Source organism: Affinundibacterium danionis, from assembly GCF_042432465.1.
Lineage (GTDB): Bacteria > Pseudomonadota > Gammaproteobacteria > Burkholderiales > Burkholderiaceae_D > Undibacterium > Undibacterium danionis.
The window spans coordinates 1-11,861 of sequence record NZ_JBHLXJ010000005.1 but is presented as its reverse complement, the minus strand read 5'-3'; the positions used below and the strand labels follow the sequence as shown (position 1 = coordinate 11,861).

Sequence of the window (11,861 nt, the reverse complement as noted above, 5' to 3'; positions counted from 1 at the left end):
AGCTTGATTCGTTTAACCGAGTGCCGCGATTTTTGCCAACAATTCTTGTGGATCAATGGGTTTTACCAAATAATCACGGGCACCTTGGCGCAATCCCCAGATACGATCCGTTTCTTGATTTTTGCTTGTGCAAATAATCACAGGCACATCTTGGGTGTCTGGATCACGCGAAATAGCACGCGTAATTTGAAAACCATTTTGACCTGGCATGACGACATCCATCAAAATGAGCTGAGGCTTATCCGCTTTGATTTTGGTAAGCGCGTCTTCACCATTCTCGGCTGTCGATACTGAAAAACCATTTTTGACCAGAATATCTGTCAAAAAGTAACGTTCAGTAGGAGAATCATCGACGATTAGAATTTTTTGTATTGCCATTTTCGACCTCGAAAAATATTTTAGAACTCATTTGAAACTTATTAAAAACCTATTACAAGCAAACATAAAAACTAATTAGTATGGGTATGCACTTCGGCAGTATATTTGCGCACGGTTTTCAGTAAGCTATCTTTGGTAAAAGGCTTGGTTAAATACTCTTCAGACCCGACCATCGCACCGCGAGCACGATCAAAAAGTCCGTCTTTAGAAGACAACATAATGACAGGCGTATCACGGAACTTGGCACTCTTCTTAATTAAGGCGCAAGTTTGATAGCCATCTAGCCTAGGCATCAAAATGTCACAAAAAATAAGATGGGGGTGGGTATCGTTGATTTTAGCGAGCGCATCAAATCCATCCTCTGCTAAAACCACTTTATATCCGACTTGCCCTAAGAATATTTCTGCCGACCGACGAATAGTACTACTGTCATCTATCACCATAATTCTTAAATTTTCATTGCCTGTTGAGCTTGACATGGGACGTTCTCGGAGTGGAAAGAGTTATTACTACACAGCACTTTAACAAAATTTAACTAGCTTGAAGCAACTTTTTCAGGCTTTCTTCGCCGTGAAACAACAATTATGACGGCACTACAAAAAAAATGACAAGATTTGCTCAACTTATTGTAGAGATGCGCACTAAAAATCAAATTGTTAATCAAATTTTACTAACAGCAAGATTAGCAAGATTAGCAAGATTACATGGGCACCATATCAAAATCATCTTTTCTAGCGCCACATTCAGGACAAGTCCAGTTTAATGGCACATCTTCCCATTTGGTACCGGCTGGGATGCCATCTTGCGGCAAACCTTGTTCTTCATCATATATCCAGCCACAAATTAAACACATCAATGTCTTGTATTCCACGGGATCCATTCCTTTTAGATAACGACTTTAACCATGGCTTGAGGTATTATCACGCGCACAATGTCATGAATATATTAACGTACAAGGCCATCGTTATGAGATAAAACGCGAGAGCATAATCAATCTTCGTTTTTTATTCCACAAAATTCATCACAAGCTTAGCTATTCACTTCTTTTTACTTCATCTACATTTTAACAATATTGCTTTAACTCAATACCCCATAGTAAATCATGACCATGAATATAGGTACGCAAAGCTTTATAGTTAAATCACTCTAACATTATTTTTTGAGCACATCCCTATGTCATTAAATGAAACTTTATTCCAAAGAGCGCAAATTACAACGCCTGGTGGCGTTAATTCGCCAGTACGCGCGTTCCGCTCAGTAGGTGGCACCCCGCGCTTTATCAAAAAAGCTCAAGGTCCTTACTTTTGGGATGCGGATGACCGGCAATATATTGACTACATAGGATCTTGGGGCCCTGCTATCCTCGGTCATGCTCACCCCGAAGTAATTCAAGCGGTACAAGAAGCAGCGACGCTGGGACTTAGTTTTGGCGCCCCCACCGAAGCGGAAATATTGATGGCGGAAGAAATCTGCAAACTAGTTCCGTCCATAGAACAAGTACGCCTAGTCTCGAGTGGAACGGAAGCAACCATGAGCGCTCTACGCCTCGCCCGCGGTGCCACTAAACGCGACAAAATCATCAAGTTCGAAGGTTGTTATCATGGTCACGCCGACTCACTCCTAGTTAAAGCAGGCAGTGGATTATTAACTTTTGGCAACCCAACTTCTGCAGGCGTACCTGAAGATTTTACTAAGCATACTTTAGTGCTTGATTACAACAATTGCGAACAACTTGAGTCAGCATTCCAACAATTTGGCGACCAGATCGCTTGCGTCATCGTCGAACCCGTGGCTGGCAATATGAATTTAATTAAGGCCTCGGAAGCATTTTTGCAAACGATGCGTCGCCTGTGTAGTCATCATGGCAGCATTTTGATTTTTGACGAAGTGATGTGCGGCTTCCGCGTCGCATTGGGCGGTGCTCAGTCTTTATACAATATCAAACCTGACTTAACTGCCTTAGGTAAGGTCATAGGCGGTGGCCTGCCAGTTGCGTCGTTCGGCGGACGCGCCGACATCATGGCGCATCTAGCGCCACTGGGCGGCGTCTATCAAGCAGGGACGCTATCTGGCAATCCGGTCGCAGTAGCAGCAGGTCTAACAACTTTAAAACTCATACAAAAACCCGGTTTTTACCAACATTTAAGCACTCAAACTCAAAAACTCGTCGATGGCGTGAATGCAGCAGCACAAGAAGCCCAACTCGATTTTTGCGCTGATGCCATCGGTGGCATGTTTGGGCTGTATTTTAGTAAGACAGTACCAACGAGTTTCGAACAAGTCATGAAGTCGGATGCGAATCAATTTAAACAATTCTTCCACAAGATGTTGGATCATGGCATATATCTTGCTCCATCCGCCTTCGAAGCAGGATTTGTGTCGGCTACTCACGACGATAAAGTGATAGAAACAACAATCAATGCAGCACGTAGCGTGTTTAGCGAATTAACATGTAAATGATTAACATGTGAGCAATTATCGTGTAAATAACATTGGCCTATTTACATGACATTTCGAAATCTGTTAATTTTTGAAAAATATGCATTAAGAACTACATTATTCAATATACGTGCCGATAAGCTTCTGATATCTTTCGTCGCACTTACTTTGATCCTCCGAGAAAAAAATGCAATTAAAACTAAGAAAACTCAGCCTTGCCATTGGCTTAATTTCATTAACATTTTGGGCACAGGCACAAACTCAAACATTAAGAGAATCTGCCCAACAGGCCATTTTGAGTAATCCTGAAGTGCAAGCCAAGTGGCATAGTTTTCAATCGACTAGTTCTAGCCGTGATGCTGCTTTTGGTGGTTATTTGCCTAGCGTTAATTTAAGTTTGGATGCAGGCAAAGATAATCATGACACTCGCCTGAGCAAATCTGATCTGTCACGCAACTCCGCGGCCTTGAGCTTAAATCAAATGTTGTTTGATGGCTTCCTCACCAGCAATCAAGTCAAACAGCTCGACTACTTAAAACGAGTTCGCTTTTTTGAACTACAAGACACGTCAGAAGCCGTCGCACTGGAAGTGGTGCGCGCCTACTCTGATGTGGTCCGTTTTCGCAAGCTAGTCGCGCTTTCTGAAGATAATTATGTACGCCACCGCGCCGTGTTTGAGCAAATCCAGGCAAAGACAAAAGCAGGTGTTAGTCGTCGCGTCGACTTGGAACAAATTTCTGGACGCCTAGCGCTAGCCGAATCTAATTTGGTCACTGAAATCTCCAACCTGCACGATGTCAGTGCGCGCTTTCAAAGGCTGGTTGGTACGATGCCAGGTAAGGATCTTGAAAGTCTGAGCATCTTTTCTAACGGCATGCCGAATTCCATTACGTCCGCATTGCACACAGCCTTCACGACGCACCCTGCCCTGCTAGCAAGTATTGACAATATCGCCTCAGTCAATAGCGGCTTAGATTCGCGGCGCTCTGCTTATCAACCTCGCATTGATTTCAAAGCTAGAACCGAACGTGCCAACAATATTAATTATTTATCCGGGCGCACTAACAACAATACTGCTGAAGTGGTCATGACTTGGAATTTGTTTAATGGCGGAAGCGATAAAGCACGCGTTCAAGAAGCTGCCAACCAAGTCAACTTGGCGAAAGATTTACGTGACAAAACCTGCCGTGACATACGCCAAGTGCTCGCGATTGCATTTAATGACACACGTAAATTAACAGAGCAATTGAATTTTCTCGATCAGCATCAACTCTCCATTGAAAAAGCACGCGACGCTTATCGCCAACAATTCGATATCGGCCAACGTTCTTTGCTCGATTTGTTAGATACTGAAAACGAATTGTTCCAGGCCAAACGTTCTTTTACCAACGCTGAAATTGATTTGTTCGTATCTTACGCACGCACCCACGCGGGCATGGGCAAATTACACGCAGCGCTTGGTTTGACACGCAGGGATGATGGCTCAGGCACATTAAAAATGTTGGACGTCAAAGCTGACGAAGCCACCGCCAACTGCCCTATCGAATCACCGGAAACCTATGTAATCAATAAGGCTGCGTTAGACAAGCGCGCCTTAGAGGGTCTCAATATCAGCGAAGCGACTAAGCCAGCGGCGATGCCAGTGGACAGCAGCACGACAAATAAAACAAATGTGGCAGCCAATACAGCGGATACAAGCAGTCACGCGCGTATGTCGATTTTGAATGCACTCAAAGGCTGGCGCGAAGCTTGGATAAGTCGCAATCCAGACGCGTATTTTGATTTTTACGCCAAAAATTATACGGCTCGTGAATCTTGGAAATCTGCAAGACGTGCACGTTTGCTGAATGCCGAAAAAATCACCTTGGATCTATCCGATATAAAATTCAATATGCAAGATGCGAAACATGCAACGACTAGCTTCCAACAAGATTATCGTTCATTGAATTATCAAGATAATTTACAGAAAACGCTGTATTGGGAAGAAGTAAACGGCAAATGGCAAATTGTGAATGAGTTAGTTTCTGGTCCCAAAGCCAAACAATGGTAATAAGGATTTATCCAGCGACACTCATGCTTTTATAAACATTCCTTAGCCCGCATTTTTGTGCGGGCTTTTTTACGAGAGCAATTTCGGACTATTAAAAAACGACAAGTAAGCAGACAACACCTACTGAACAGGTAAGATTTTAGTTTCTCGGAGGAAGTATTTTTTCTTGTAGAATAGAGATGACATCTAGTTCTTTAGCAAGCAACATCTTGCTTGCTGCGCTTAAAATATTTCAATGTAGTTTTTTGCCCTATGGGTAGAGTTCAAATTGTTCACTTCTTTTTCCAATTTGCGGCAAGCTCGAGTCACTACATTATCGATAATTTTGTTTGTCGTTGCTTTGCTATGCGCGCCATTTTCCTACGGACTCAATTGGGATAAATTAAGACAAAGTTTTCGTACTCTAACTAGCAACGAACAAGCGTTTAATGAATGGAATAACCTTCTCTCTGGTTTACAAGACGCGAACGTCGATAGCAAACTACAAAAAGTTAATCAATTTTTTAACCGCAAACTAAGCTATACCGAAGACAGTGAACTATGGGGACAATCGGATTACTGGGCAACGCCACTAGAGAGTTTATCCAAAGGCAAAGGCGACTGTGAAGACTATGTGATCGCCAAGTATTTCAGTTTGAGGAGCCTCAATATTCCAGATACGCAATTGCGCCTAGTCTATGTCAAGGCTCATATAGGTGGCCCCAACAGCAGTGTGACACAAGCCCATATGGTGCTTGCATTTTATCCTTCAGGCGATGCCGAGCCCTTAATTCTCGACAACCTGATTACTGATATACGGCCTGCCTCGCGCCGTACGGATTTAAGCCCGATTTTCAGTTTTAATGGCTTAGGAATATTTGCAGGTTCAGCGAGCACTGCCACCGTGGGTCCAGGTGGCACTAGTCGTCTCTCACGCTGGCAAGATTTGTTGGAACGAGCTCGTAAAGAAGGATTTGAATAAGCGTCGCTAATTCATCATTTGCATTTGTATTGGATGAGCAAGCTCGAAAAAAATACAAAAACAACGCAGTAACAATGCAGAAAAAACGCAAAAACTACGCAGTAACAAGAATTAAAAAATTTTCAAAGGAAAGACTATGTCGATGTATCGCCAACTATGGTTCGCCATTATCTTAAGCACTTTAATTGCGCTGGCTGGCAGTTTATTTGCTTCAACGATGAGTTCGCGTGCTTACCTTAATGAGCAACTCAAGATGAAGAATGCAGATAATGCGACCGTCCTCGCCTTATCCATCAGCCAAAAAAATATAGACCCAGTTGAATTGGAGTTGATTCTCAGCTCCTTGTTTGATAACGGACACTATGCATCGATTAAACTACTAGATACGGCAGGCAAAGTATTAATAGAGAAAAAAGCAGCGGCGGAACAATTACAGGTACCGGATTGGTTTATGAAACTATTTCCAATTCAATCGACGCCAGGTTTGGCACAAATTAGCAGTGGCTGGAAGCAATTAGGCACTATTTCTTTGGTCAGTCAAAGTGGTGACGCTTATCAAACCTTGTGGAAATCTGCTCAGGAAATGTGTATCGCTTTAACTTTCTCAGGTCTGATCGCATGTTATTTAGGCGCCTTGGTATTGCGACGTTTAAAGAAACCTCTAAATGCGGTCATTGCGCAAGCGCAGGGAATGACTGAACGTCGATTTATTATTACACCAGAATCGAATGTTCCTGAATTGAAGCAGTTATCACGTGCTATGAATTCCACCGTCAGCCTATTGCAATCGATGTTCGCGGCGGAAGCCGAACGTTTAGAAGCACTACGTCAACAAGCTAATTCAGATGCAGCGACGGGCTTAGCTAATCGTGCTCATTTCTTAGCGCAACTTCAAGTAGCCATCGAAGAAGAAAATGCGCCAGCCGGAAGTTTATTAATGATCAAACTGTCTGGACAAGGTTTAGCGCTTGCAAATAAGACTTTGGGTAGAAATAAAACCGAAGCACTACTTAAAGATTTAGGCAAACTGTTACGTCACTATCAAGCGCAACTGCCTGATGGTTTTGCTGCACGTCTGAACGGCACCGACTTTGCGTTGCTTTTTAGAGAAGCGGATGCCGAACCTATCGCCCAAAAATTATTAGCTGACATCGAGAAAATCTTTGCAGTAATGCCAGAACCTTGTGCGATATTTATAGGATTTGGCAACTACGAATATGGCATTAGCGTAGGCAGTTTATTAGCGCAAATTGATGCAGCCTTAGCTAGCGCAGAAGCCAATGGCATTAGCAATATTTGCAAATCAGCGCCTTTAAATATTGACCAAGCTCCTCGTAGTGCTGATGAATGGTCAAAATTAATTCTACGTGCGATAGAACAGAATTGGGTCAAATTAGCTTATTTCCCGGTTATCTCTTCCGATGGCCAACTATTGCACAGAGAATCTGCATTACGTTTAATGTTTGGCGGAGAATGGTTCCCCGCTGGCCGTTTCTTGCCTATCGCTGAGCGTCTTGGACTAACCGAGAAGCTCGACTTAATTGCGATTAAGTTGGCATTAGATGAACTGCAAAAAGCATCATCGAAAGATGATATTGCAGTCAATATCTCCGCACAATCTACCCAAAGTACTTCATTCAGAGCGCAGATCAAAAGTATGATGCTTGCTAAGCCAGAGGCGAGTAAGCGACTCTGGTTGGAAATCCCTGAAAACGGCGCATTTGCCAATATTGATGGGTTCCGCGCCTTTCATAAAGACATTTCCGGCACCGGTTGCAAATTGGGCTTGGAACATTTCGGTCGTCAGTTTGATAAGATTAATTTGATTCATGATTTAAAACTAAACTACGTCAAATTAGATGGCGGCTTCGTGCGAAACATTGAACTTAATGAAGCCAATCAAGCCTTCATTAAAGGTATTTGCGTGATTGTTCATAGACTTGCCTTGTCAATTTTTGCGGAAGGCGTCACCAGTGCGGGTGAACTAGACATGATCAAGCAGTTAGGTTTAGATGGCGCAACTGGACCTGAACTTGGTCGTATGTTTCCTTTAAAGGAACTATGAACTAAAGTAAGCATCGGTGATTCTTAATTTCACTTAAAGTATCATAGCCAGATAATTGAGAATTCAAATAATACAGATGTAAAAAAGGGACTATGCGAAAACATAGTCCCTTTTTTGTTCGACGATTTAAATTAATCGGTGATCAATTTTCCTTTCGCGATCAAATCATTAATAACTTGTAAGTCTGTCGTGAAACTACCAGTCAGATTCACACCATTAAAGATAATTTGTTGCACATCATTATTAGTGACATTGGTTGGGTTAGATGCGACTGGATTACCCGCTGTAAATGCGCCTGAAGTACTGATATACAAAGTCGTATTGGTACCGTCAAAATTGAAGTGCAAGAATTTATCCAAAGTCGCGCTAGTCTCACCGACCAACAAATCACGCAAATCTAAACGATCACCACCCGCATTGTAATTCGCCGTCGCGAAATCAGTGATACGATCTATCGCTGGCGCAGCAGTAGTACCATTATCGTTTAGAGACCACTTAAACGTATCTGCACCTGCTCCACCCGTTAAACTATCCGAACCTGTACCACCGATAATAATGTCATCACCTGTACCACCGTTGATGGTGTCATTACCTCCACCGCCTTGCAATGAATCATTGCCAGCGGAACCATTCATCGTATTCGCATTAGCATCGCCAATAATTTGACTATACCCGTTAGAATTTAAGCCATCAGATATCGTAAAGCTCAAATTTTGCGAAGCGGTTGTGGAGGTTGTGCCACCAGTTTCGGTTGATGTCGCTGTTACACCCAACGTAATGTCGCCAACCGTTGACGCAAGTAATTGCAATTTAGCCGTTGCAAATTCGGATGCGGGAACGGTAACGATGCCACCGACTGCTGCAATGCCTGATGGATGCGCAGCAGTAATAATTGTCGATCCTGCTGGCAAGCTCGAGAAATTATAGCTGAGTGTTTCAGATCCATCATTATCGACCAAACTACCTGTGACATAAGATGTCAATGCAATCTGCGTCAAACTTCCTGCCCCCGCATTACCTGCAATTACGCCTTGTCGCTCGGTAAGTACTATATCGTCAATCATTGCGCCACGACCACCAGCCTCAAACTGAGTTGCATCGGTAATAATCGAAATAGTTTGCGATCCGCCATTGCCCATAAAACTAAATTTCAAGCTCTGCCAGTTCAAAGAACCTTGAGGACTGATGTTGGAATAAGAAGCCACTTTAACACCATCTACCAATACAGTGATAAGAGTAAAGTCATTCGAATAACCATTACGTCCTGCATAATCGAACGTCAGATCATATGCACGACCCGCAACGGTAGTAACGGCACGCTGAATTCCCAAAGTTTGAACAATAGAATCGGCATTATTTAATTCCAGCCAGTTAGTACCATTTCCAGCCATGGCGGACACTGTCGCTGTATTACCATTTTGCGCTGTCATCGAGTCGTTAGTTGACCAGATTTCAAAACGATTGGTACCTGCACCATACGTATCAGGTGTGTCAATACGTGTCCAGCCACTCAATACAGCTTGATTAATACCTGTCGAAGAATTATCAGCGTTCAGAACTGCCTGAGTTAAGCCAGTATCAGCTGCTTCCCACGACGTCGTGAACTTAGTCGACGCCGCGACATTGGTTACAGATAAACTAGGCGCATCAACCACCGGACGTACATCTACTGTCAAGGTCGCTGTCGCACTCAGATTCCCGCTATTATCGACGCCTTGGAACGTGAAATTAGCGTAATCATTTTTCATATTACCTACACCAGGTGAAGCAAAACTGCTATCACCAGATTCATTTGCGACAGGTACAAATCGCAAATTATTCCCAGTCACCTGAGCCTGAGTAATCGTTAATCCCACCGCACTCACCCAGCTAGTTCCATTAAAGAACTGCAAAGCGCCTGAGGCTGGACCAGTGAGAATTTTAACGCTCAAAGTATCTCCAGCATTGGCATCAGTAATACCGAAATCAGCCCAAGCAAAACGATAAGTAGCAGCACTAACAGATCCTCCGCCAGTGACAACCGAAGCTGCATCCTCAGTGATAGTGATAGTTTTTGACGTTGCTACTGGGGCAAAATCGTTATCTTGAATACCACCAGCGCCTGTCACGCCCGCAATAACTAACGGCAAGGTCTCAACCAAAGCTGAATCAACAACAGCATCATCTATCGTTACCACTGTTACAGTAAAACTTGATACGCCACTTGGCACAATCAGATTTCCACCGACCAAGGTGACCCCGTTACTAAACGTCGGCGTAGCATTGTAATCACTACCAGATGTCGCTGTGCCGCCACCTAAGCTGTAGGCATAAGTCGAAATCGCAGTGGTTGCTGTCGATAAACTAACGGTATAAATCAGATTATTACCTTCCACAACATTATTATCAGCAGCTCCTGGGGCACCTGGTTCTACTGTCGTAATCGTTGGTTTGTCGTTATCGATAATACCACCCAACCCAGTGACACCAGCAATTACCAAAGGTAAGGTTTCTGGGGTCGCTAACTCCAAAGCTACATCATCAATCGTCGCCACGGTCACCGTAAAGCTGGTCACTCCCGCTGGTACGATCAAATTGCCACCCACTAAAGTGACGCCATTGCTAAACGTTGGCGTGGCGTTGTAATCACTACCAGCTGTCGCAGTGCCACCTCCCAATATATATGAGTAGGTTGAAGAGTTTGATGTAGCGGCAGATAGAGTAACCGTATAAACCAGATTGTTCCCTTCAATCACATTGTTATCAGAAGCTCCTGGGGCACCTGGTTCTACTGTAGTAATCGTTGGCTTATCATTGTCGGTAATACCTCCTAATCCAGTGATGCCAGCGATTACCAAAGGTAGCGTTTCTGGGGTAGCTAATTCCAGGATCGCATCATCAATCGTTGCTACCGTGACCGTAAAACTCGCCACACCGGCTGGGACGATCAAGTTGCCACCGACTAAGGTCACACCATTACTGAACGTTGGTGTGGCGTTGTAGTCGCTACCAGATGTCGCGGTACCGCCACCTAAGCTGTAAGCATAAGTACCTGGTACTGTCGTGGTACTCGATAAGGAGACGGTGTACACGAGACTCGTGCCTTCGACCACATTGTTGTCACCCACACCTGGGCCACCTGGTTCGACTGTCGTAATCGTCGGTTGGTCATTGTCTAAGATACCGCCGGCACCAGTCACACCAGCGATCACCAACGGTAAAGTTTCTGGGGACGCACTGTCGACGACTGCATCATCGATGGTCGCGACGGTGACGGTGAAGCTCGCCACACCCGCTGGAACGATCAAGTTGCCACCGACTAAGGTCACACCATTGCTAAACGTTGGTGTGNCCACCTGGTTCGACTGTCGTAATCGTCGGTTGGTCATTGTCTAAGATACCGCCGGCACCAGTCACACCAGCAATCACCAACGGTAAAGTTTCTGGGGACGCACTGTCGACGACTGCATCATCGATGGTCGCTACCGTCACCGTGAAACTCGCTACACCCGCTGGGACGATCAAGTTGCCACCGACTAAAGTCACACCATTACTGAACGTTGGTGTGGCGTTATAGTCGCTACCAGATGTCGCGGTACCGCCACCTAAGCTGTAAGCATAAGTACCTGGTACCGTCGTGGTACTCGATAAGGAGACGGTGTACACGAGACTCGTGCCTTCGACCACATTGTTGTCACCCACACCTGGGCCACCTGGTTCGACTGTCGTAATCGTCGGTTGGTCATTGTCTAAGATACCGCCGGCACCAGTCACACCAGCAATCACCAACGGTAAAGTTTCTGGGGATGCACTGTCAACGACTGCATCATCAATCGTTGCTACCGTCACCGTGAAACTCGCTACACCCGCTGGAACGATCAAGTTGCCACCGACTAAGGTCACACCATTGCTAAACGTTGGTGTGGCGTTGTAGTCGCTACCAGATGTCGCGGTACCGCCACCTAAGCTGTAAGCATAAGTACCTGGTA

8 protein-coding genes are annotated in these 11,861 nt (G+C 44.5%); 4 read left to right on the top strand and 4 right to left on the bottom strand.

What is annotated here, in order from left to right:
- Positions 1-12 precede the first annotated feature (12 nt).
- The 3 genes from ACFFJH_RS05245 to ACFFJH_RS05235 all read right to left on the bottom strand — a co-directional run bounded on the left by ACFFJH_RS05245 (position 13) and on the right by ACFFJH_RS05235 (position 1,249).
- Positions 13-378, bottom strand: coding sequence for a response regulator (locus ACFFJH_RS05245; protein ID WP_314858805.1), 366 nt, complete (start codon positions 376-378; stop codon positions 13-15).
- Between the two features lie 71 nt (positions 379-449).
- Positions 450-857 carry a response regulator gene (locus tag ACFFJH_RS05240; protein WP_390210620.1) on the bottom strand — a complete coding sequence of 136 codons (408 nt, stop codon included), beginning with the start codon at positions 855-857 and terminating at the stop codon, positions 450-452.
- A 221-nt stretch (positions 858-1,078) separates the two neighbouring features.
- The gene (locus tag ACFFJH_RS05235) at positions 1,079-1,249 is read right to left on the bottom strand and encodes a rubredoxin (RefSeq protein ID WP_390210619.1); all 171 of its coding nucleotides are present in this window, start codon (positions 1,247-1,249) and stop codon (positions 1,079-1,081) included.
- 302 nt (positions 1,250-1,551) lie between these two features.
- On the opposite strand from ACFFJH_RS05235, the gene hemL reads away from it, so the two are divergent.
- The 4 genes from hemL to ACFFJH_RS05215 all read left to right on the top strand — a co-directional run bounded on the left by hemL (position 1,552) and on the right by ACFFJH_RS05215 (position 7,893).
- Positions 1,552-2,838, top strand: coding sequence for a glutamate-1-semialdehyde 2,1-aminomutase (gene hemL, locus ACFFJH_RS05230; protein WP_390210618.1), 1,287 nt, complete (start codon positions 1,552-1,554; stop codon positions 2,836-2,838).
- A gap of 166 nt (positions 2,839-3,004) precedes the next feature.
- A complete protein-coding gene (locus ACFFJH_RS05225; protein WP_390210616.1) occupies positions 3,005-4,867 on the top strand; it encodes a TolC family outer membrane protein in 1,863 nt (620 codons plus the stop codon).
- Between the two features lie 268 nt (positions 4,868-5,135).
- Positions 5,136-5,828, top strand: coding sequence for a transglutaminase-like cysteine peptidase (locus ACFFJH_RS05220; protein WP_390210614.1), 693 nt, complete (start codon positions 5,136-5,138; stop codon positions 5,826-5,828).
- A 136-nt stretch (positions 5,829-5,964) separates the two neighbouring features.
- Positions 5,965-7,893: an EAL domain-containing protein gene (locus tag ACFFJH_RS05215; protein WP_390210613.1), complete on the top strand. Its 1,929-nt coding sequence runs from the start codon at positions 5,965-5,967 to the stop codon at positions 7,891-7,893.
- Positions 7,894-8,024: 131 nt separating this feature from the next.
- Here ACFFJH_RS05215 and ACFFJH_RS20255 read toward each other — a convergent pair whose 3' ends face one another.
- Positions 8,025-8,957 carry a calcium-binding protein gene (locus ACFFJH_RS20255; RefSeq protein ID WP_446697461.1) on the bottom strand — a complete coding sequence of 311 codons (933 nt, stop codon included), beginning with the start codon at positions 8,955-8,957 and terminating at the stop codon, positions 8,025-8,027.
- Positions 8,958-11,861: the final 2,904 nt, after the last annotated feature.

Bases quoted from the DNA above. Each gene is read 5' to 3' on its own strand.
- ACFFJH_RS05245 (WP_314858805.1), bottom strand. From the start codon at position 378: ATGGCAATACAAAAAATTCTAATCGTCGATGATTCTCCTACTGAACGT.
- ACFFJH_RS05240 (WP_390210620.1), bottom strand. From the start codon at position 857: ATGTCAAGCTCAACAGGCAATGAAAATTTAAGAATTATGGTGATAGAT.
- hemL (WP_390210618.1), top strand. From the start codon at position 1,552: ATGTCATTAAATGAAACTTTATTCCAAAGAGCGCAAATTACAACGCCT.
- ACFFJH_RS05225 (WP_390210616.1), top strand. From the start codon at position 3,005: ATGCAATTAAAACTAAGAAAACTCAGCCTTGCCATTGGCTTAATTTCA.
- ACFFJH_RS05215 (WP_390210613.1), top strand. From the start codon at position 5,965: ATGTCGATGTATCGCCAACTATGGTTCGCCATTATCTTAAGCACTTTA.
- ACFFJH_RS20255 (WP_446697461.1), bottom strand. From the start codon at position 8,957: ATGATTGACGATATAGTACTTACCGAGCGACAAGGCGTAATTGCAGGT.